This window comes from Nonomuraea sp. WAC 01424, assembly GCF_003947315.1.
Classification (GTDB): Bacteria; Actinomycetota; Actinomycetes; order Streptosporangiales; family Streptosporangiaceae; genus Nonomuraea; species Nonomuraea spiralis.
This window is the reverse complement of record NZ_QHHZ01000004.1, coordinates 419977-441720: the sequence shown is the minus strand read 5'-3', so window position 1 is coordinate 441720 and position 21744 is coordinate 419977. Positions and strand designations below refer to the sequence as shown.

Sequence of the window (21744 nt, the reverse complement as noted above, 5' to 3'; positions counted from 1 at the left end):
CGCTCTTTCCTTCTCATGGATGATGAGGAAAGGGGAACAGAATGGCGAAGAAGATCACGGTGGTCGGCGGCGGGCTGGCGGGACTGGTGGCGGCCGTCGTCTGCGCTGAGGCGGGCGCGGAGGTGACGGTGCACGAGGCGCACCGGAGTCTCGGCGGGCGCGGGCGGGCGATCGGCGGGCCGTACCTGGCTCATGAGGGCGCGCACGTCTTCTACGCCGACGGCCCGCACTGGACGTGGCTGAAGGAGCGGGGCCTGATCGGCGCGCTGGGCCGGCCGGCGATCCGCGACTACCGGATGGGGTTCGTACGGGACGGCCGGATGCGGCGACTGCCGCCCGCCGCCTTCGTCCGGATGATGGCGACCGGCCCCCGGACGGCCCCCGTGGAGGTGGACTTCCACACCTGGGCCGCCGGCCGGTACGGCGAGCGCGCGGCCCGGATCGCCGCCAACGCGATCAGTGTGGTGACGTTCGACGCCGACACGGGACGGTTGTCGGCGGCGTTCGTGTGGGGCCTGCTGCGCCGCGTGTTCGCCCCGCGCCCGCCGGCGGTCCGCTGGGTGATCGGCGGCTGGCAGGCGGTGATCGACCGGCTCGCCACCCGGGCCCGCGACCTCGGCGTCCGCGTCGAACTGGGTTCCCGGGCGAACGAGCTGCCGGACGGGCCCACGATCGTGGCCACCGAGTTGTCCTCGGCCCGGGTGCTGCTCGGCGACGACACGTTGCGTTGGGAGAGCGGCAACTGCGTGCTGTTCGACCTGGCCGTATGCTCGGCGCGCGGCGACCGTTTCATCTGTTGGGACCTGGACGGCGGCGGCTTCCACGAGAGTTGCTCCATGCAGGACCCCACCGCCGCCCCGGAGGGCGAGACGCTGTTCCAGATCGACGTGCCGATCCGGCCCGGCGAGAGCAGGCCCGAGGCGACCGGGCGGGCCGAGGCGCTGGCCGACCTGGCGGTGCCCGGCTGGCGCGACCGCGTCACCTGGCGGCGATCCGGCACGGCCAGGCATCGCACCGGCGCGCTCGACCTGCCGGGCCGGACGTGGCGCGACCGCCCGGCGATCGATCGCGGGGACGGCGTGTTCCTGGCGGGCGACATGGTGGCCGCGCCCGGCATGCGCGGCGAGATCTCCGTCAACAGCGCGATCAGGGCCGCCGAGGGCGCCCTGCGCGCGCTGCGCGTCGCCGGACAGGCCGTCCGATGAGCCAGGATGCCTTCCACACCCACCGCAACCTGCTGTTCAGCCTCGCGCACGACATTCTGGGCAGTGCCGGCGACGCCGAGGACGTCGTCCAGGAGACGTGGGTGCGCTGGCACGGCGTCGACCGCGACCGGGTGGACAACCCCCGCGCCTGCCTCGTCCGCATCGTCACCCGGCTGGCCCTGGACGAACGCGACCGGCTCCATCACGAGTACACCGGCCCCTGGCTGCCCGAGCCCGCCTCCGGCCCGGCCCGGGACCCGGCCGAGGACGTGGCCCGCGCCCAGACCATCGCGTACGGGCTGATGGTGGTGCTGGAGACGCTCTCCCCGCTGGAGCGGGCGGCGTTCATCCTGCACGAGGCGTTCGGTTTCCCGCACACCGAGATCGCGCGCATCCTCGACCGCTCCCCCGCCGCCGTACGCCAGCTCACCCACCGGGCGCGTGCACACGTCCAGGCGCGGCGTCCGAGGTTCGGCACCCAGCGGGCCGCCGCGCAGGCCGCCGCCGAACGGTTCCTCGACGCGGCGCTCGGCGGGAGCATCCCACACCTGATGGAGGTGCTCGCCCCCGACGTGACGCTGCGGACCGACGGCGGCGGACGGACCAGGGCCGCCCTGCGTCCCGTCACCGGCAGCGATCGGGTGAGCAGGCTGCGGGCGCGGGTGGCGCCGGTCGACGCCGAGGTGACGGTGCGCTGGTCCACCGAGGACGGGCCGCCGACAGCGGCCGTGTTCGCCGACGGCCGGCCGTACGCGGTGCTGGTGGCGGTCGTCGGCGAGGACGGGAACCGCGTCAGCGAGGTCTACGGCATCCTCAACCCCGACAAACTGACCCGTCTGACCGTCTGACCGAAGGAGCGGAACGCCCGGTCGCCCCGGGGAATTGAGGGGTGACCGAATCCCCGATCCAACCCGTGACAAAAAGGCTGACAGGCGCTTGAATGGCGCTCGAACATGAAGAGTCACATCGGGGACATGCCGGGGCTGGCCCGTCACCGCTTCGGGCGTCCGGCCGCCGTCGCCGTCGCGCTCTACCTGACCACCGCCACCGTCGCCGCCTGGTACGACGGCGGGCGGTGGTTCGTCGTCGTCGCGACGGCGCGTTTCTGGCCGTCGGACGACGAGGCGCGGCTCCTGCCCGCGGCGATCTGCGTGCTCAACGCGTGGGCGCTGTGGCAGATCCTGCGCGGGCCCGCCGCGCCGCGCGCCGCAACGCTGCCGCGCGAGGTGGTGTGGCTGCGGCGCCTGCTCTACGCGGACGTGCTCGGCGACCTGCTGCTCTGGGAGCTCCTCGACGACCTGTCCGGCGTCGCGGAGCACGTCGTGCGCTGGGCCGTGTGGACCGCCACGATGTTCCTGCTGGTACGGGCCCTCTCCGGGGTGTCGGCCCGGTTCCGGGGCGTCGCACTCGGGCTCGGCCTGACCGGAGTGCTGGGCGCGGCGCTGCGGCCGTTGGCCGAGGTCCCGCCCGCGGCTGCGCTCCCGCTGGTGATGGCCACCGTCGGCTGCAAGGTGATGATCATCGCCGGGCAGCGACGCGACGGCCGGTTCAGCGCCGTCACGGTCGCGGTCGGCTGGACCGCCCTGCTGCTCCCGACGGCGTTCGCGCTGCTCCAGGAATGGCTGGCGTTCGACGGCCTGTCGCTCGTCGTGCAGGCGCTCGGCGGGCTGCTCGTCGTGTGGGCGGCGCGTGCCGCGCACGAGCTCGCCGCGCCCCGCCCGGACGGGGCGGCGGCCGGAACCGGGCGGGCGCCGCGGTTGCTCGCCGCCGCCGCGTTCGTGCTCGTGTTGCCGATGGCGGTCGTGGGCGCGGAGCGGGACGCCCGGCTCACCTACACGGCCGCCGACGAGGGCTGCCGCGACCGGCTGCGCCCCGCGACCGGCCTCGGGCCCGGGGAACGGCGGCGGTCGTTCCTCTGCCTGGCCAGGAACGAGACCTTCGCCGCGGGCACGATGTTCCCCGAACGGCTGGCCGACCAGCGTGTCCTCGCCTACGGCGCGCAACTGTGCGCCCTGCCCGGCGACCGGGAACGGCGAACGCTGCACGAGCGGGCCGGCGGCATGGGGGACGTCATCGAGCTGACCGCGGCCCTTGAGTACCTGTGTCCCGGCGTCGTCGCCCGGCAGACCGCCGACGCGTACCGCGCCCAGGCCGAGCGTGACCTGCAAGAGGCCAGGTGGAAGGCCGAGGCGAACGCCCGGTGCGCCGACCCGTGGCCCAAGGTGCGGGCCAGGCGGCAGGGCACGGCCGCGTACATGTTGTCCGAAGGGGGCGGCTACGCCGTCTACGACGACCGCGACGACAGCGAAGGCGATCCCGGGGACATCTACGGCGGTGACGGTGAGGCCGCCGACATCTTCGACGCCATCGAGGACGGGTTCATCGACGCCGCCGGCAGCGGCGCCGCCATCGTGACCTCCGAGGAGAACGCGCCGATGTGCATGACGGTCAAGGCGTTCGACCGTGCCCCGCCGCTCCGGCTCGCCGGCTGGGACCAGGTGGTCGAGGTGGGCATCGTCAGCCGCAGCGGCCGCCTGGTCGTGCCGACGTACCCCGAGGGCGGCGGCAGCGGGGCGGCGGGGCCGCTGCCCGACCTGGCCGTCGCCGGTCCGGGCGGCTACCGCCTGCGCGTCCATGCCCGTACGGTGCCGTGGGACGAGGACGACCCCGACGCGCCGCTGGAGGAGCACCTGCTCGTGGTCTATCCCGGCCGTTCGACGGACAAGGTCGTCCATCGCCCGCGCGGGTGACCATGCGGGCGCGTCCGGATCTAACGGTCCACACCCTGATCCGCAGGCCGACTGTGGTCTTGGAGGGGCGACACCCCCGGCCGCGGACGCCGGTGGGGTGTCGGGGGTGTCACGGACGTGGAGCTCGGTCCCGGGTCACTGGTCGCCGGTGCCGCTCCGGTACCAGCCGCAGTCCCACTTGGGCTTGGATCCACCCGGCGAGCACATCCTGATGTCGTAGAACTTGGTCACGACACTCTCGTTGAGGTAGTTGCTCCAGCCCAGGTCCCTGACGGACAGATCAACGTACATCAGCGTCTTGCCGGAGTAATTCGCGTAGTCTCCGAGTTTCGTCTTGATCCACATGTCGAAGTTCGAGGTGTCTCCGTATTGCGGAGCCATCGTCAGGTCCGTCGAGTCGAAAGTGTTGCTGCTCCAGTCGTACAGGTGGCCGGAGACCATGACCTGGCAGTTGGGCTTGCCGTTGACCACGGGGTAGCCGGGCAGCAGCTTGCCCATGATCCAAAGGTAGGCGCCCGGCGTGTTGGGCGCTCCCGCCCCTCCCGTCTGGATGATGAACTTCGCCTGGTAGTTGCAGCGGCCGGACTTGGCGCTGAAGTTCACGTTGTTGTTCTGGCTCTGGATCGTCTTGCTTCCGTTGATCTTGTAGTAGTCGACGTCCGCCGAGGCGGGGGCGGCGCCCGCCATGAGCAGCGCCGCCCCGCCGAGCAGCGCGGCCACGAGCGAGATCATGCGCTTCACGAGAACTCCTGATCTGCCGGAAAGAGCAACGCGAAGATCATTACCGCTGTCACTGAACGGGCGGCGTCACGGACATTACGGCCACCCGAAATAGTGGCCGTCCCGGCTCTCCGGTACCGGTCGCCGTGGCCTGGGCGGTGGGGTGGTGACGAGCGCGGTCAGGGTGAGCACGACCGCGGGCCACACGAGCTTGTTCGTACGCCTGTCCAGCAGCGTCGGGAGCGCTTCTTGTGGATCAGTTGGATCTGGGGGCAGGGCGGGAGGAGACGCCACGCTCGGGGATTTGCACGGAACGTCCGGTCCGGCCTGTTCGTCGTCATGGTGTGACCCTCTCTCCGGAACTTGACGAACAGCTGCGCGAGGCGTCCGGCAGAATGCGCCGTGCCGAGCACGTCCGGCGCCTGCGCGCGGCTCGAAGCGGACGTGGTGGCGGCCGACGCCGAGCTGGTCGTGCTCGACCCCGCGTCCCGGGAGTACGCCCGGCTGCTGGCCGAGAAGGAGCGGCAGCTCATCCGGAGCGATGATCCACTCGCGCGTGAGCTGGCCGACCTGGGCGCCGCGCTCAACCGGGCGAGCTCCGACACGCGTGAGTGCGAGGAGGCCCACCGGGCGGGGCAGGGCGCGTACGAGGCGCTCGGCGTCGTGCTGCGCCTGCTCAACTCCGCCAGGACCGCCTCCACCTTCGACATGTTCGGCGGCGGCCTGCTCGCCGACGTCTTCGAGCACGACAAGCTGACCAGCGCCGACAAGGCCGCCTGGCACGCCCAGCGCGCTCTGGACGTCTTCTCCCGCGAGCTGGCCGACATCGGGATCACGGCCGGGCCGGTGATGCCGAAGGTGGACACCCGATGGTTCGTGGACACCTTCTTCGACAACATCATCAGCGATGTGCTCAAGCATCAGCGCATCGAGAAGACCCGGGCCGAAGTGGAGAAGCTGGCGCGGTGGGTGCGCGACACCTGTGCGTACCTCAAGGCACGCCGTGCCCAGCTGCTGGCCGAGACCAGCCGGCTGCTGACCAGGCGCGAGGAACTGCTGCGCCCCGCGTAGCCGGTCGCCGGGCTTCGCGCCCGATCGCACCGGGCTACGAGACGTACAGCATCCAGTAGGGAGGCCGCGCGTAGATGCTGCTCGGACGGCAGGAAGCGGTCTTCCCGGCGGCGGTGTACGTGGCGGCCGCACGAGCGCACGCGTCCGACGTCGGGTAGACGCCGACCATGACCGGGGTCGTGGAGGTCTGCGCCGTGGCAGCCTGTGCCGCCACGGGAAGGGCGAGGACGGAGAGGACAAGGCCGGCGCCAGCTGCGGCGCGGCGGAATGTGTTCGTGTTGAAAACCATGGACGGAACGGTAGAAGTCGTCCCTCTCCCCGGTCGTCAAAGCGACCCTTGATTCCCCGTCCCCCTCAGGGATGATTTTCCGCGGCCGGGACGTCCGCCTCCCGGGCTCGTGGTGAGGGCGCACGCGCCCCCGGGCCCTGAGGATCGGACCGGGGGCGCGTGCGTCTCACGAGGTCACGCGTAGAGGAAGTAGTAGAGGTACTGGCTCTGCCACTCGCATGAATAGTCGTCCCACCAGGTCTGGGTGATGCCGTAGGTGCCGGTCCGCTCGCACTCCGAGTGTTCCCGGAAGACGCCGGCCAGTCTTTCGGCGTGCGCCGGGGCGGCGCCGACCGTCAGCGTCACTCCGAGAACCATGACGGCTGAGACGAGAACAGCGCGTGCCTTTCGCATTCGTCCTCCTGCGACTGGGGAGATCATGACGGAGGACATTATCACCCACCGCGCCGGAATGATTGTCACGGCGGAATCGACCGCCGGAGTTCGTGAAACTTTCATCGGCGTTGCCGGGGAACGGCGCACGGAGTTGCGGCCGCTGTCAATTGCGGACCGGACGGCCGAGAAAGACCTCGTGGGTGCGTATCCGACCGCCTGTGCATGCCATGGATGCTCTGGGGCCGTCTCCGCGCCTTACGCCCCCAAAGTACGATTTATGCCGCTTCCCCGGCCGCCAGGAAACGACAGCACGAAAACTTTGACCATCGTCGCATACGTGTCATATCGTCTCCCCGCCCATATCGATGTGAGCCGCGACACTCGAGCACGACGTTGTTCTCACAGGCGCTACGGTCGGCACGCCGATCACGGCTGCCCTGCCGCCGGACGAGACACGCACGGCCACGGAAAGCGGCGATCATCCGACCAACCGGAGTCGCACCATGCAAGCTCGAATCCGCACGGCCTTCATCGGCTTGGCGATGACCGTGCTGGCCGCCGTCGGAGTGCCGGCGGCCTTCGCGCCGCCGGCTCACGCCACGCAGACGTTCATCGATATCGCTTACGCGCCCGCACAACCGGCCGGCAGCAAGGGGCACCTCCTGGACCTCTACCTGCCCGCCACCGGCATCACGCCCCGGCCGCTGCTGATCTGGCACACCGGCTCGGCGTGGAGCAGCGACAACGGCAAGGCCGGCGCGGACGCCATCGCGGCGATCTTCAACCCGCTCGGCTTCGCCGTGGCCGGCGTCAGCGTCCGGTCCAGCTCACAGGCGATCTTCCCGGCCCAGGTTCACGACATCAAGTCGGCGATCCGCTGGCTGCGCGCGAACGCCAGTACGTACCAGCTCGATCCCAACCGCTTCGCGATCATGGGCGACTCCTCCGGCGGCTGGCTGACGGAGATGGCCACCCTGTCCGGCGGCGTGCCCGCGCTGGAGGGCACGCTCGGCACGACCGGCGTCTCCAGCGCCGTGCAGACGGGGGTCGCCTTCTTCAGCCCGACCAACTTCCTGCAGATGAACTCGCAGAACCTGCCGACCGGCGGGCTGGACCACGACTCCCCCGCCTCCCCGGAGTCCCTCCTGGTCGGCTGCCCGATCCAGACCTGCCCGGCCACCGTGGCGCAGGCCAACCCGATGACGTACGTCGACAGCAACGATCCGCCGCTGATGTTCCTGCACGGCCAGGCCGACTTCCTGGTGCCGCACGGGCAGAGCGTCCTGCTCTACAACAGGATCAAGGCTCAGTGCGGTGACGCCACGTTCATCTCGGTGCCCGGCGCGGACCACATGGTGCCCCAGATCATGGACCCCGCCCATTTCGGTTCGCAGACCGTCTCCACCACCACGGACTGCACCGAGACCGTCGGCACGGGCACGATCAACCCCACCTGGGCCAACTTCGCGACCTTCGTGCGCGGCGGGCTCAAGATGGGCACCTCCTGCGAGGTCACCTACGCCACCGAGGTCTGGCCCGGGGCGTTCAACGGCACCGCGACCATCAGGAACACCGGCACGACCCCCATCTACGGCTGGGCCCTGACGTGGACCTGGGCGGGCAACCAGCTGGTCACGAACTCCTGGAACTCCACGGTGACCCAGACCGGCACGCAGGTGACCGCCCGCGACGACGGCACCAACACCTACATCGGTCCCGGCTCCAGCCAGGGCCTCGGCTTCACGGCGAACGTCACCGGGACGAACGCCATTCCCGCCCAGTTCAAACTGAACAACATCCCCTGCACGCGAGTGCCCTGAGACGACGCGCGCCGGGCGGGACCGAATGGCGACGGCCCGGCGCGCTCTCCAGAATTACATTCGGATAAACCGCGCCACAAAGCGGAAATACTTATTTCCTGAATGCGACACGTTCCGTCGACACTTGGTCACGGAAGGTCGCGGATCAAAATATTGCTTTATCCGACGGGCCAGCCCTATCCTTACCCGGGACGGCCCTCCGGCCCATTTCGCGTCGTATTCGCTGACCGGCCGGGGCCGCGTGATTCCCGGGGCCCGAAATGAATCGGATAAGCCGCCTTCCCCTGCTGAAGGCCGCTGTCCGGGATTCGTCGATGAGTAAGGGGACGTGTGCGTACATCCAACATGTTTGTCAGGAGCTTAGGCGTTTATGTGCCTGACAGCGTGAGCGTCGAGCAGGCGGTCCGCGAGGGCTGGTACCCGGCCGCGGAGGCCGAGGAATTCCGGCAGATCGGCGCGGCGGTGGCCGGGGACATGCCCGCGCCCGAGATGGCGCGGCTCGCGGTCCTGGACGCGTACGACCGCTGGGGTGAGTCCTCCCCCCGCGATCTGGACCTGCTGCTCTACCCGTCGGTCTGGCACCAGGGCCCGAACGGCTGGCAGCCTCAGCACTACCTGCAGATGCACCTGCTCGGCGGGGGCGTGCCGGCGCACGAGATCCGGAGCGGCTGCGTAGGGATGATCAGCTCGCTCGAACTGGCGGCGAGCTACCTCCAGGCCGGTGCGGACCGGGACACGGCCGTGGTCGTCTCCTCCGACAACCACGGCACGCCGCTGGTGGACCGCTGGCGGATGACCCCCGGGGCGCTGATCGGCGACGCCGCGGCGGCGATCGTGCTCGGCAAGGACTACGGCATGGCCGAGCTCCTGTCGGTGAACGTGACGGTGATCCCGGAGGCCGACGCGGTCAACGACGGCGCCTATCCCCTGTTCCCCCCGGACGCCACCGTCGGCAGGGGGCTGAGCTTCGGGGACCGGCACGAGGAGTTCCGCCAGCGGCTGCTCAAGGCGCAGGGGACCGGGATCCACCTGACGATCCAGAAGACGATGATGCAGCAGGTCGAACAGACTTTGGAGGAGGCCGGGATCGGGCTCTCCGACATCACGAAGGTGGCCTTCCCGCACGGCCGCCGCGAGGACCTGGACGGGCAGATGTCCTGGCTGGGCATCGACGAGGACCAGACGACCTGGGACTACGGGCGGCGCGTCGGCCACTGCGGCGCGGTGGACCAGTTCATCGCCTTCGAGCATCTGATCGCGACCGGCGGGCTCGTCGCCGGCGACCACCTGCTCATGGTCGGGTTCGGCTCCGGTACGTCGGTCGCCGCGGCGGCCTTCCGCGTCCTGTCCACCTCGCCCGTCACGAAGGGGGCGCGCGCATGAGCGACATCACGCAGAGGCTGGTCGACTTCGTGCAGGAGAACCTCGTCCTGGACGGCGACGACATCAAGGTCGACGCGACGACCCCGCTCCTCGTGTCGGGGCTGCTCGACTCCCTGCGCACGGCGCGCCTGCTGAACTTCCTCCGCAAGGACATCGGCGTCACCATCACCGCCGCGAAGCTCGACCCCGAGAACTTCAGGGACGTCGCGACCATCGTGACGATGGTCAGGGAACTCCAATCCGCTTAACCGGGACGAGGACAGAGTCATGCGGTACGCGGACACGTACATCAGCGGCGTGGGGGCCTACCTCCCCCGGACCGTCGTCAGCGTCGAGAAGGCCGTCGCCAAGGGCTGGTACCCGGCAGAAGAGGCCGAGCTGCACAATCTGGCGGGAGCGGTGGTGGCCGGGGACGTACCGGCTCCGGAGATGGCCCTGCACGCGGCGCGCAGCGCGATCAAGCGCAGCGGCCGGGCCCCGGCCGACCTGGACCTCCTCCTGTACGCCTCGACCTGGCACCAGGGGCCCGACGGCTGGCCCCCGCACTCCTACCTGCAGCGTCACCTCGTCGGCGGGGACGTCCTGGCCACCGAGATCCGGCAGGGCTGCAACGGGATGTTCATCGCCCTGGAACTCGCGGCCGGCCACCTGAGCGCCGCTCCGCACCGGCAGGCCGCCCTGCTGGTCTCGGCCGACAACTACGGCACCCCGCTGATGGACCGGTGGCGGATGGGCCCCGGCTACATCGGCGGGGACGCCGCGGGCGCGCTCGTGCTCTCCAAGGACGGCGGATTCGCGCGCCTGATGTCGGTCTGCACGACGACGGTGGCCGAGGCCGAGGAACTGCACCGGGGCAGCGAGCCCCTGTTCCCGCCGGGTGTCACGGTCGGGCGCCGGATGAGCTTCGCGGCCCGGAACGAGCAGTTCCGGCAGCAGGTCATGCCCAAGGGCGAGGCCACCTCGGCGTTGTTCAACATCCAGCGGGCGCTCATGGAGATCGTCGAGCGCGTGCTGGACGAGAGCGGGATCGAGGCCGGCGACCTCACCCGGGTGGCGTTCATGAACTACTCCGAGGAGATCGTCGAACAGCGCTGCATGGCCGTGGTCGACCTGCCCATGTCCCGCTCGACCTGGGACTACGGCCGCACCATCGGCCACTGCGGGGCCAGCGATCAGGTCCTGTCGCTCGACCACCTGCTCACGACCGGGCAGCTGGGCCCCGGCGATCACCTGCTGATGCTGGGCACCGGGCCGGGAGTGACCGTCTCCGGTGCCGTGATCAAAATCCTCGAAACTCCTCAGTGGGTCTGACATCGAAGGGAAACGAACACAGATGGTCGACACTCCGCGCGGAGCCCGGGTGGAACCAGTCGCGGTGGTCGGGATCGGATGCCGTCTTCCGGGCGACGTCCACTCGCCGGACGAGTTCTGGGACCTGTTGTGCGCCGGCCGGAACACGACCCGGCCGCTGCCCGCCGAACGCTGGCGCCGGTACGAGAACCGCAGCCCCGAACACGCCGCCGCGCTGCGCGACGCCGTACGTCACGGCAGTTTCCTGAGCGACATCGAGGGCTTCGACGCCGAGTTCTTCGGCCTGTCGCCCCGCGAGGCCGAGCTGATGGACCCGCAGCAGCGGATCCTGATGGAGACCGCGTGGGAGGCCCCCGAGCACGCCGGCCTGCCGCCGCACGAGCTGGCCGGGACCGACGCCGGGGTGTTCGTCGGCGTCTGCACGGCCGACTACGGCGGCCGGCTGCTGGAGGATCTGCCCCAGATCGAGGCGTGGACCGGGATCGGCGCCGCGACCTGCGCCGTCGCCAACCGCATCTCCTACTCCCTCGACCTGCGCGGCCCCAGCATGGCGATCGACACCGCCTGCTCGGCCTCGCTGGTCGCGCTGCACCTGGCCGCGCAGAGCCTGCGGCTCGGCGAGAGCGACGTCGCCCTCGCCGGCGGCGGCAACCTGCTGGTCACCCCCGGCCAGACCCTCACGCTCGGCACCGCCGGAGCCCTGGCCCCCGACGGGCGGTCCAAGTCGTTCGACGCGTCGGCCGACGGCTACGGCCGCGGCGAAGGCTGCGGCGTGGTCGTGCTCAAGCGGCTGTCCGACGCGCAGCGCGACGGCGACCGCATCCTCGCGCTCGTCGCCGGCAGCGCCGTCAACCAGGACGGGCACACCAACGGCATCATGGCGCCGTGCGGGGAGGCCCAGGAACACGTGATGGCCCGGGCCTGCAAGCAGGCGGGCGTCGCGCCGTCCACCGTCGACTACATCGAGGCGCACGGCACCGGCACCCGGCTGGGCGACCCGCTTGAGGCGGGCGCGCTCTCCTCGGTGTACGGCTCGGGGCGGCCCCCCGGCGACCCGTGCCTCATCGGCTCGGTCAAGTCCAACATCGGCCACCTCGAAGGCGCCGCCGGCATCGCCGGCGTCATCAAGGCGGTGCTCGCCCTCCACCGCGGCGAGATCCCCCCGAGCGTGCTGGACACCCTGAACCCGGCCGTCGCGTGGGAGACCTCGGGCCTGCGTGTGGTGACCGGGCAAACCGCCTGGCCGGAGCGCGACCATCCCCGCCGGGCGGGCGTCTCCAGCTTCGGGTACGGCGGCACCGTCGCGCACATCCTGCTTGAGCAGGCCCCGCCCGCGCCCGAGGCCGAGGGGACGCCTGCCCGGTCGGAGCGGCTGTTCCCGCTGTCGGCCGCGTCGGAGCAGGCCCTGCGGCAGTACGCCGGCAAGCTCGCCGATCACCTCGGGAACGGGCTCGACCTGGCGTCGGCCGGGCACACGCTGGCGCTCCGGCGCACCCACCTGGCCCGCCGCGCCGTCGTGATCGGGACGGACCAGGACGAACTGGCAGCCCACCTGCGCAGACTCGCGGAGGACGTGCCGGCCGAGGCGGTCCTCACCGGGGACGTGCTGCCCGAGCTCGGCCCCGGGCTGGTCTGGGTCTTCTCCGGGCAGGGCTGCCAGTGGCGCGGCATGGGACGGGAACTGCTCGCCGTACCGGAGTTCGCGTCCCTCGTCGACGAGGTGGAGCCGATCTTCACCGCGGAGATCGGCTTCTCGCCGCGGCAGGTCCTGGCCGACGGCGACCTCGACACGATCGACCGCGTGCAGACCATGATCTTCGTCATGCAGCTGGGCCTGGCCAGGCTCTGGAACGCGTACGGGGTCGCGCCGAAGGCCGTCATCGGCCACTCCGTCGGCGAGATCGCGGCGGCGGTGACGGCCGGCGCGATGAGCGTCGCCGACGGCGCCCGCCTGATCTGCCGGCGTTCCCGGCTGCTGCGGCAGGCCGAGGGCAAGGGCGCCATGGTGATGGTCGACCTGTCCTTCGAGGAGGCGGCGGACCGGCTGGCCGGCCGTGCCGACCTGGTGGCCGCGATCTCGTCGGCGCCGGGCTCCACCGTGTTGTCCGGCGACGTCGCCGCGGTCGAGGAGGTGGTGAACGAGTGGCCGGCCGAGGGCATCGTGGTACGGCGGGTGGCCTCGGACGTCGCCTTCCACAGCCCGCACATGGACCCGCTGGCCTTCGGCCTGGCCGCCGCCACGGCCGATCTGTCGTTCGGCGCGTCCCGCATCCCCATGTACACGACCGCGCTGGCCGACCCCCGGGCGACGCCGGTCCTGGACAGCGCGTACTGGGCGGCGAACCTCCGGGACCCCGTACGGCTGACCGCGGCGACGACGGCCGCCGCCGAGGACGGCTACCGCGTGTTCCTGGAGATCTCCCCCCACCCCGTGGTCGCGCACTCCGTCACCGAGACGCTCTCGGAGAACGGGTTCGAGGACGTGTTCGTCGGCGTCTCGCTGCGCCGGAACCAGCCGGAGCTGCCGGCCTTCCTCGTCGCGGTCGGCACGGCGCACTGTCACGGCGTCGAGGTGGACTGGCACCGGCTGCAGCCGTACGGCGGCCTGGCCGACCTGCCGCCGTACGCCTGGCAACACCGCCGCCACTGGCGCGAGAGCTCCGGCGAGGACGACAACCGAGGGCACGACGTGCACTCCCACACCCTGCTCGGAGCCGGGACCAGCCTCGCGGGCAGCCGGACCCGCGTGTGGCGCACCAGCCTGGAGGACGCCAACCGGCCCTACCCGGGCAGCCACACCCTCAACGGGGTCGAGATCGTGCCCGCCGCCGTGCTGGTCAACACGTTCCTGCACGCGGTCGAGGACGAGGACGCCACGCTCACCGACGTGGAGATGACGCATCCGCTGATGACCGCGGAACGCCGGCAGATCCAGGTCGTGCACGAACCTCCGGCGGTCCGGCTCGCGGCCCGTACGCCGGGCGACCCCGACGAGCCGGAACCGGCGTGGCTGGTGCACGTCACCGCCGACGTCGCCGCCCCGGGCATGGTGAAGCCCGACGTGCTGCCGGACGCCGGGGCTCTCGGCCCGGTCGACCCCGGGTTCGTGCACCAGCGGCTGGCCGCCGTCGGCGTGCCCTCGACGGGGTTCGACTGGACGATCGAGACGCTGCTGGGCGCGGACGGCGTGCTGCGCGCCACCGTACGCACCGGGGAGTCGGAGGGCTGGGCCTCGGCGCTGGACGCGGCCATGTCCGTGGCGCCCTGCGTGTTCCCCGGCGATCCGGTGTTGCGCATGGTCGTGCACATCGACGAGGTGGTGCTGACCGGCGCGCCGCCGTCCACGGTGATCATCGACGCGGCGATGGACCCGACCGCCGAGGACACCGTACGGGCGCTCCTGGCCGACGTGGACGGCCGGGTGGTGGGGCACCTCAGGGGGCTGCGCTACCCGGTGATCGACGCGCCCGTCCTGACCGAGGAGGACCTTCGGGGGCCCGGTGAGTCGTTCGCCGGCCTGGCGCCGGAGGTCCTGCGCGACCGCGTCCTGCCCGAGGTCCGCGCGGAGATCGCGGCCGTGATGCGGCTGGCCCCGGAGGACCTGGCGATCCGTCGTCCCCTTGTCGAGCAGGGGCTGGACTCGGTGATGACCGTCATGGTCCGGCGGCGTCTGGAGAAGCGTTTCGGCTGCCGTCTTCCCGCGACCCTGCTGTGGCAGCAGCCCACCATCTCCGCGATCGCGGACCACCTGGTGACGCTGCTCGCGACTCTCGAACCGGCCCCGGCGACGGAGCCCGTACCCGAGAGCCTGCCGGTGGTCGGAGGCTGAACCGGCGAGCCGGGCGGCCCTCGGACCGCCCGGCTCGCCGCGCCCGCCCGCCTCCGTACGACCTGCTTGCGGCCTACTGGCCGGTCGAGCGGTCCGTGCGTCGGGCGGCGGCCTGGCGGATGATGTCGGCGAAGGCGCGGACGGCGGGTGTGTCGCGCGCGGTCGGCCACAGGATGCCGTACTCGATCGGCGGGGCGTCGTCGAAGGGGACGTAGACGATGCCCGGGTGGGCGAAGTAGGGGGCGGCCCACAGGCAGGTGGGTGAGACGCCCTTGCCGCTGCTGACCAGCGGCAGGATCTCGTGCCAGTAGGTGGCGACGGGCCCCCTCGGTACGACGCGGCCGGACGGGGTCGCGGACGGGTAGTGGTGCTCGTACCAGTAGGCCGGGACGGCGCCGCCGCCCACGGTGATCATCGGCTCGGCCGCGCAGTCCTCCAACGAGACCGAGGCACGCTCGGCGAAGGGGTGCCCGACCGGGACGATGAGCGCGCGGGGCGCGCTGAAGACGACGGGGCCGACCGTGACGTCGGGTTCGTCGATCGGGAGCTCAGTGAGCTGGAGATCGAGGGCGCCGGCGCGCAGCGGGCCGAGGGGATCGTAGAGCTGGACCTCGGTGACCTGCACCTGGGCGGCCGGGTTGCGGACGTGGAGCAGGTCGGCGGCGGTGATGAGGATCTCGGCGCACCAGCTGCACGTCCTGCGCCTGGACACCTGGCGCGTCCAGGTCATCCGGGGCATGGACCTGCGTAGCCGCATCTGGCAGGCCACGGACAAGGCCTGAGAAGCCCCCGGAAGCCGTCAGGGACCCGGCAGCGGGATGATCTTGCGGTACTTCCCGCCGGCCGACTGCTCGGGCGGCTCCCCGGCGCGCTCGATCGTCACGTGACCGGCTCTGTGCTCGGTGAGCAGGTGGACGACCCGGTCACGGGCGGCCTGCCACACCCAGTCCGCGTCGGCGCCGCCGGCGGCCCGCAGGCGTACCCGCAGGACGGTGGGCGCGGTCTGGACGAGCTGGAACTGGTCCATGCCGGGCACGGCCAGCGCGGTGCTGAAGGACATGGGCGAGATGCCGACCCGCTCACCGTCCTCGGCGGGGAAGGTGAGCAGGTCGGCCGCGCGCCCCTGCACCTGTACGGCCGGGAGCGCGTTGCCGCATGGACAGGGGTCGGGCCGCATCAGGACGCTGTCGCCGAGGTCGTAGCGCAGGATCGGCTGGACCCGGTTGGCGAGGTTGCTGATCAGGACGGTGTGCGAGAGCTGCCCGGGCGGCACCGGCCGATGGTCGGCGTCGACCGGCTCCAGGACGACCCAGTCGCTGTTGACGTGGTACCAGCCCTCCCGGCAGCCGGACGTGAGGAAGCCGCACTCGCCGCAGGCGTAGGCGGCGCGGACCTTCGCGCCGAACGCGGTGGCGAGGCGTTCCCGGGCCTGCGGGCTCAGCGTCTCGCCGCCGGGGATGACGAGCGCCGGACGGATGCGCAACCGTCCGGCCTCCTGCTCCCCCGCCAGCAGCGTGAGCAGCCCCACGAACCCGGCGACGCTCGCCGGATCGAACCGGTTGAGCTCGTCGACCATGCTCTCCATCGACTGGTCGGTCGGGACGACCCGCATCAACCGGCCGAGCCACGGCCGGTCCAGGGCCGCCCGTGCCGGCCCGGCGAGGGTGGCGAAGTGGCCGCGCGGCGCGGTGACGTCCGCCATACGGCCGGCGCGGGCGAGGGTGCGCAGCACGTCGCGGGCCGACAACCCGGCGCCGGTGCGCAGCCCGGTGGCGGTGTGGACGGCCAGGCAGTGGTCGTCCTGCACGAACAGGCCGCGCTGCCCGCTGGTGCCGGTGGTCGTGGTGACCAGGTAACGGCCGAGGAACCGGTGGCCCACGAGATCGGGATCGGCCACGAACGCCTCGACCCGCTCACGGGTCACCTCACGGTCGGTGGCCCAGTCGTCGAAGCGGGCCATCAACGCCTTCTTGCCGGTGACCGGGAGCAGCTCAGGGTCGTCGGCCCCCTCCGGCAGGCCGTGGTAAAGCTCGCGGTAGTACGGCGAGTGGGCGCGGGCGTGCTGCACCAGCTCGGCCAGCCGGGCCCGCCGCCGCCGCGCGATCGCCTCAGGGCCTTCCCGTACGGCGCGCCGCATGTCGCGGGCGAGCCGCCGGATGCTTTCCCCCATGATCGTCGCTCCTGTCTCGGGTGGTGCGTCAAGGGTTCGGGGTGGGCGGCGGCACCGCGAGCAGGCCGCGCATGGCGATCTCCACGCCGTGCCTGCTGGCCTGCCACAACTCCTCCTGCGACCGGCCGAGCTGGACGCTGGCCAATCCCGCCTGCTGGATGGCGCCCATCAGGGCCCCGGTCATCGCTGCCGCGGTGATCGGGTCGAGGCCGGGGAACGCCTTCAGCAGCTCGCCCGCGACGCGCTGCTGAAGGTCGAGCAGCAGGTAGAGCCCCTTGGCCTGGAGCGCCGGCGTGGTCAGGGCCATCCGGGTCACGCCGGACAGCTCCGCGGCCTCCTTGACGGGGACCTTGGGCCGGCGGTGGGCGGCGTACCGCTCGACCGCCCTGGCCAGCACCTCACCCGGGCCCTCGTCCTGGCGGCGGGCCGCGATGGCCTCGACCAGCACGTCGAAGTCCCGTTCCAGGTCGGAGAAGAGCACTTCGTCCTTGGTGCGGAAGTAGTTGAAGAACGTCTTGGGGTCGACGTCGGCCGCCGCGGCGATCTGCGTCACGGTGGTCTGCTCGTACCCCTGTTCCTCGAACAGGGCGATGGCCGCCGCCACGATGCGGCGGCGGGTCTCGTGCTTCTTCCGCTCCCGCCGCGATTCCTGCATGCGGGCAAATGTACTCGCACTAGAAATTTCCAGCAACTGGAAGTTTCAGCGCCGGGGGCTCCACGGCGTCGTACTCGCCGCCGTCGCGGATCCACTGGCTGACGGCGTCACGGGTCTTCTCCATGGCGAGCGTCTGGGCGTTGTCCGCGGGGTAGAGCCAGGGGTTGCCCTTGAACGGCATGATCGTGCCGCCGATGACCCGTACGCCGCGGGCGCGGAAGGTGGTGGCCGAGGCGATGTCGTGGAAGGTCGCCGGGTCGGTCGCGCCCTTGACGTACAGGGTGACGCTCAGCTTGTCCAGCGCGGTGACGGGCAGCCGTACGGCGTCGCTGACGGCCTCCCGTCCGGCGGGGATCACCGTGCCGTGGCCGCGGCCGAACGTCACGGCCCGCGTCGTGGCCGGGCGCACGGCGGCTCCCCCGGCGGACTTGGCGACGGTGACACCAGTGATCGTGAGCGGCGTGGTGCCGTACCGGTTGGACAGCCTGAGCCGGATCGTGGAGCCGCCGGCGCTGAGGCGTACCACCTGGCGGACGCCGAGGCCGGATAGTTCCGTACGGTGCCGTAGGTCAGGCGGAGCCACTGGGCCACCTCGCGCGGCGTGGCGCCGCGCGCCGTCAGGCGCAGCACGTCGGCCTCCCGCGAGGTCAGCGGGCTGCCCTGCGCCCCCAGCGCGGCGAAGGCCGGCTGCGGATCGATGACCCTGCCCCCGCCCGCCACGGTGCGGATGGCCGCCGACAGCTCGTCCGGGCCCGCGTCCTTGAGCATGAACCCCGCGACCTCGGCGGCGATCCCGCGCCGCAGGTTGTCCGGCCGCCCGACGGCGGTCAGGATCAGCGCCTTCTCCAGATCGGCCGCCAGCCGGAGCAGCCCGGCCGGCGCCTCCCGCAGGATGCGCATGTCCTCGGCCAGCGACACCCGAATGACTCGGCCCCTCCCCCTTCGCCGGAGGATATCGGCACCCCGGCGCCTCAGCGGTACGACAGGAACGGCAGCAGCCGGCTGATCTCGTCGTCGACCGCCTGCCGTTCCGCGGCCGAAAGGGTACGGAACGGCGTCACCCGTACCTCGCCCGCGGTGAAGGACCAGGTGCCGCTGACGTAACCGTCGATGAGCACCGTGGGCAGCACTCTGGCCTGGCCGGGGGCGACGTGCTCGCGGTCGGCGTCGGCGACGATGCGGCTGCGGTCGGCGTGGCCGAGGAGGGCGTTGTCGTAGGCGGGCAGCAGCCGTACCGGGGCGGGGGTGTCGGGGTCGGGGAGCGGCGCGTCGGGCAGGTCGAGCAGGCGCCGGCCGTCGGGGCCGGTGTGGTGGCGCAGGCCGGCGCCCATCTCCGAGACGACCTCGTCCAGCCGGGTCAGCCCGCACCACGCCTGCACGTCCGCCACGGTGGCGGGCCCGAACGCGGCCAGGTAGCGGCGGATCAGGTCGCGGAGGGCGGCGGGGTGGAAGGGGTCGACCGGGGTGTCGCTGACGGCGACCGACGAGCGGGTGCCCCAGCCGCCCCAGGACGCGGTGGCTGGATCGTGCACGAGCGGGGTGCGCAGTTCGATCTCGCCGGCCAGGATCCGGCTGTCGCGGCCCGGGTGGAGGGTCGCCAGGTGCCTGGCGAGATCCCTTCTGGGCAGCGGCCCGGTCCGCACCAGGGCACGCCCCTCGGCCACCAGCGCCGCGGGGTCGAGCCCGGTGTTGTTGCGCCGGAAGTGCGCCGATCCGGCGGTGCGGTCCAGGACGGGCTGAATCACCGGCCGCAGCCGCCGGAAGTCGCCGGCCACTGTGAGGTGCATCGTGCCGCGCAGCAGACCGGAACGCACCACCCGCCCCTCGGCGAGCAGGGTGGTGAGGTCGGCGTGGGTGAAGTGGCGGATCCGGGTCCACAGTCCGACGTAGGGCCAGTTCGGCTCCTGCGCCTGCATGGCGACCAGGTGGCCGATCACCTCCAGGGCCGGCAGGTCGGCCCGCTCCAGCAGGAACTGCCGCTGGAGCAGGGCCCGGTTGAGCGCCCGGCGGGACAGGGTGGTCATGGCAGCCGCACCGAGACGTTGCCGCGGTACTCGCCCCGCAACATGGCCAGGAACGCGCCGGGCACGCCGTCGATGCCGGTCTCGACCACGGTCCGCGGGTAGACGAAGCGGCCCTGGTCGAGCGCCGTACGGAAGTGGCGGTGCCAGGCGGCGACCTGGTCGGGCGTGTGGTGGCAGGAGAACGGCAGCAGCTCGACCCCCTTGGCCCGGGCGGCGTCGTGGTCGGGCTCGGGGAAGCGGTCGGGGGCGGCGCCGAGCTGGGTGGACAACGATCCGCACAGGGCGAACCTGGCGCCCGGGGCGGCGGCCTCCAGCGCGGCGTCGTACAGCGCGCCGCCGACGGTGTCGAAGAAGACGGTGATGCCCTCCGGGGCCAGTTCCCTGAGCGCGGCGGCCGGGTCGTGGTGGTAGTCGAAGGCGGCGTCGAAGCCGAGCTCGGCCACGAGGTAGTCGGCCTTGGCCTGGCTGCCCGCGCTGCCGATCACCTTCTTGGCGCCCAGGTTGCGGGCGATCTGCCCGGCCAGCGAGCCGACACCGCCGGCCGCGCCGGAGACGAACACGACGTCGCCCTCGCCGGCCTTGGCCACGTCCGCGACGCCGTGGTAGGCGGTGGGGCCCTGGCCGAGGTGGTAGCTCGGGTCGGGGTAGGCGTCCCGGTCCAGCTTGACGTAGGCGGCCGCCGGTCCCGCCGAGTGCGTGCTCCAGCCGCTCATCGACTGGACCAGGTCGCCCTCCCGCAGGCCGGGATCGGCCGAGCTCAGCACGGTGCCGATCGCCATGACGCCCACCCGCAGGCCGGGCTGCCAGGCCGGGATCGGCAGGTGGCAGTCGGGGCGCATGAGTTCGAGGTACGTGGCGGCCAGCCCCAGGTAGTCGGTGCGGACGACGACCTCGCCCGCGATCTCCGTCCGGGCGACGGTGAAGTGCTCGGGGCCGGGGACGCCGGCGATCTGGGCGGTCAGCTGAATCTCGTGAGTCATCATGGTGACCACACTAGAGAGGCTTCCGGCCAGTTTTTGACCGGAAGTACGCCGATAATGGCGACATGGCCAACACCAGTTCCCGCACGCTCACGCTGTTGTCGTTGTTGCAGACGCACCGTCACTGGCCGGGCGCGGACCTGGCCGACCGGCTCGGCGTGTCGGAACGTACGCTGCGCCGCGACGTCGATCGCCTGCGCGAGCTGGGCTATCCGGTGCACGCCTCCCGGGGCACCGACGGCGGTTACCAGCTGGAGCCCGGGGCCGTGCTGCCGCCGTTGCTGCTCGACGACGAGGAAGGGGTCGCGCTGGCGGTCGGCATGGGGGACGCGGCGCAGAGCGGGATCTCGGGGCTGGAGGCGGCGGCGGTGCGCGCGTTGACCAAGGTGGTGCAGGTCCTGCCGCCCCGCTTGCGGACCAGAGTGAACGCGCTGCGCGCGATGACCGTCTCGGCGGCCTCCAGCGGGCCGGTCATCCCGGCGGAGGTGCTGACGCTGATCGCCCAGTCGTGCCGGGACCAGGAACGGCTGTGCTTCGAGTACACCACGCGCGGCGGCGCGCGTACCGGACGCGAAGTGGAGCCCCATCGCCTCGTCGCGCTCGGGGGCCGCTGGTATCTGGTGGCCTACGACCTGACCAGGCACGACTGGCGCAGCTTCCGCGTCGACCGGCTGGCCCTGCCGCGCAACACCGGTGTGCCCTTCCGGCCACGGCCGCTGCCCGGCGGGGACGCCGCCGCGTTCGTACGGACCGCGGCCCAGGTTCCGGCCGCTCACACGGTCGTCGCGCTGGTCCACGCGCCCGCCGGGCAGGTACGCCGGATGGTCGGCCAATGGGGCGAGGTCGAACCGGTCGCCGACGACCGGTGCCGGCTCACGATGATCTCCACCAGCCTGGACTGGCCCACGCAGGCGCTCGGCAACGTCGGCGCCGAGTTCGAGGTGCTCGGACCGCCGGAGTTCCTCGACCACCTGCGCGACTGGGGCACCCGCTTCCTCGACGCCGTCGCCAGGTCGTCGCCTCCCGGATCTCGCCCGTGACGCCGCGGGTCTACAGGTCCTTCCCGGCGAGCCAGGTCAGGCACGCCTCGGCCACCTCGCGCCAGCCGTGGTCGATCGTCAGGGAGTGACCGCGGTCGGGGAAACGCTGGATCTCGGTCACC

Annotated in this window: 20 protein-coding genes; 10 read left to right on the top strand and 10 right to left on the bottom strand. The window is 71.8% G+C overall.

Features of this window, described 5'->3' with window-relative positions:
- The first annotated feature begins 41 nt into the window (after window positions 1-41).
- From DMB42_RS14185 to DMB42_RS14175, 3 genes are all read left to right on the top strand, one after another.
- Complete coding sequence (locus DMB42_RS14185) at window positions 42-1205, top strand: FAD-dependent oxidoreductase (RefSeq protein WP_125634558.1); 1164 nt, start codon at window positions 42-44, stop codon at window positions 1203-1205.
- Window positions 1202-2053 carry a sigma-70 family RNA polymerase sigma factor gene (locus tag DMB42_RS14180; protein WP_125634556.1) on the top strand — a complete coding sequence of 284 codons (852 nt, stop codon included), beginning with the start codon at window positions 1202-1204 and terminating at the stop codon, window positions 2051-2053. Before DMB42_RS14185 ends, DMB42_RS14180 begins: the two co-directional genes overlap by 4 nt.
- Before the next feature lie 105 nt (window positions 2054-2158).
- Complete coding sequence (locus tag DMB42_RS14175) at window positions 2159-3955, top strand: hypothetical protein (protein WP_125634554.1); 1797 nt, start codon at window positions 2159-2161, stop codon at window positions 3953-3955.
- A 135-nt stretch (window positions 3956-4090) separates the two neighbouring features.
- On the opposite strand, the gene DMB42_RS14170 is transcribed toward DMB42_RS14175, so the two are convergent.
- Window positions 4091-4696, bottom strand: a complete 606-nt coding sequence (locus DMB42_RS14170; RefSeq protein ID WP_125634552.1) for a hypothetical protein — start codon at window positions 4694-4696, stop codon at window positions 4091-4093.
- A gap of 381 nt (window positions 4697-5077) precedes the next feature.
- On the opposite strand from DMB42_RS14170, the gene DMB42_RS14165 reads away from it, so the two are divergent.
- Entirely contained in the window at window positions 5078-5746 is a 669-nt protein-coding gene (locus DMB42_RS14165) for a hypothetical protein (protein WP_125634550.1), read from the top strand.
- A gap of 34 nt (window positions 5747-5780) precedes the next feature.
- Here DMB42_RS14165 and DMB42_RS14160 read toward each other — a convergent pair whose 3' ends face one another.
- Together DMB42_RS14160 and DMB42_RS14155 are read right to left on the bottom strand one after the other, a co-directional pair.
- The gene (locus DMB42_RS14160) at window positions 5781-6035 is read right to left on the bottom strand and encodes a hypothetical protein (protein WP_125634548.1); all 255 of its coding nucleotides are present in this window, start codon (window positions 6033-6035) and stop codon (window positions 5781-5783) included.
- Window positions 6036-6209: 174 nt separating this feature from the next.
- Complete coding sequence (locus DMB42_RS14155) at window positions 6210-6380, bottom strand: hypothetical protein (protein WP_260477676.1); 171 nt, start codon at window positions 6378-6380, stop codon at window positions 6210-6212.
- Between the two features lie 533 nt (window positions 6381-6913).
- On the opposite strand from DMB42_RS14155, the gene DMB42_RS14150 reads away from it, so the two are divergent.
- The 5 genes from DMB42_RS14150 to DMB42_RS14130 all read left to right on the top strand — a co-directional run bounded on the left by DMB42_RS14150 (window position 6914) and on the right by DMB42_RS14130 (window position 14753).
- A complete protein-coding gene (locus DMB42_RS14150; RefSeq protein WP_125634544.1) occupies window positions 6914-8230 on the top strand; it encodes a cellulose binding domain-containing protein in 1317 nt (438 codons plus the stop codon).
- 372 nt (window positions 8231-8602) lie between these two features.
- On the top strand, window positions 8603-9613 hold the full coding sequence (locus DMB42_RS14145) for a ketoacyl-ACP synthase III family protein (RefSeq protein ID WP_229823995.1): 1011 nt from the start codon (window positions 8603-8605) through the stop codon (window positions 9611-9613).
- The gene (locus DMB42_RS14140) at window positions 9610-9861 is read left to right on the top strand and encodes a phosphopantetheine-binding protein (protein ID WP_125634540.1); all 252 of its coding nucleotides are present in this window, start codon (window positions 9610-9612) and stop codon (window positions 9859-9861) included. The genes DMB42_RS14145 and DMB42_RS14140 overlap by 4 nt, the downstream gene beginning before the upstream one ends.
- 19 nt (window positions 9862-9880) lie before the next feature.
- Window positions 9881-10924, top strand: a complete 1044-nt coding sequence (locus tag DMB42_RS14135) for a ketoacyl-ACP synthase III family protein (RefSeq protein WP_125634538.1) — start codon at window positions 9881-9883, stop codon at window positions 10922-10924.
- Between the two features lie 49 nt (window positions 10925-10973).
- Entirely contained in the window at window positions 10974-14753 is a 3780-nt protein-coding gene (locus tag DMB42_RS14130; protein WP_260477675.1) for a type I polyketide synthase, read from the top strand.
- Between the two features lie 73 nt (window positions 14754-14826).
- Here the strand turns inward: DMB42_RS14130 and DMB42_RS14125 are convergent, their stop codons facing one another.
- The 7 genes from DMB42_RS14125 to DMB42_RS14095 all read right to left on the bottom strand — a co-directional run bounded on the left by DMB42_RS14125 (window position 14827) and on the right by DMB42_RS14095 (window position 20585).
- Window positions 14827-15483, bottom strand: a complete 657-nt coding sequence (locus DMB42_RS14125; RefSeq protein ID WP_185844646.1) for a substrate-binding domain-containing protein — start codon at window positions 15481-15483, stop codon at window positions 14827-14829.
- 69 nt (window positions 15484-15552) lie between these two features.
- Entirely contained in the window at window positions 15553-16923 is a 1371-nt protein-coding gene (locus DMB42_RS14120; protein ID WP_125634533.1) for a phenylacetate--CoA ligase family protein, read from the bottom strand.
- Window positions 16924-16951: 28 nt separating this feature from the next.
- Window positions 16952-17578, bottom strand: a complete 627-nt coding sequence (locus tag DMB42_RS14115) for a TetR/AcrR family transcriptional regulator (protein WP_125634531.1) — start codon at window positions 17576-17578, stop codon at window positions 16952-16954.
- Window positions 17579-17597: 19 nt separating this feature from the next.
- Window positions 17598-17987, bottom strand: coding sequence for a hypothetical protein (locus DMB42_RS14110; protein WP_125634529.1), 390 nt, complete (start codon window positions 17985-17987; stop codon window positions 17598-17600).
- Complete coding sequence (locus tag DMB42_RS14105; RefSeq protein WP_260477674.1) at window positions 17960-18496, bottom strand: response regulator transcription factor; 537 nt, start codon at window positions 18494-18496, stop codon at window positions 17960-17962. Before DMB42_RS14105 ends, DMB42_RS14110 begins: the two co-directional genes overlap by 28 nt.
- A gap of 53 nt (window positions 18497-18549) precedes the next feature.
- Complete coding sequence (locus DMB42_RS14100; protein WP_125634527.1) at window positions 18550-19602, bottom strand: winged helix DNA-binding domain-containing protein; 1053 nt, start codon at window positions 19600-19602, stop codon at window positions 18550-18552.
- Entirely contained in the window at window positions 19599-20585 is a 987-nt protein-coding gene (locus DMB42_RS14095) for an NADP-dependent oxidoreductase (RefSeq protein WP_125634525.1), read from the bottom strand. The genes DMB42_RS14100 and DMB42_RS14095 overlap by 4 nt, the downstream gene beginning before the upstream one ends.
- A 62-nt stretch (window positions 20586-20647) precedes the next feature.
- On the opposite strand from DMB42_RS14095, the gene DMB42_RS14090 reads away from it, so the two are divergent.
- A complete protein-coding gene (locus DMB42_RS14090) occupies window positions 20648-21622 on the top strand; it encodes a YafY family protein (protein WP_125634523.1) in 975 nt (324 codons plus the stop codon).
- Window positions 21623-21744: the final 122 nt, after the last annotated feature.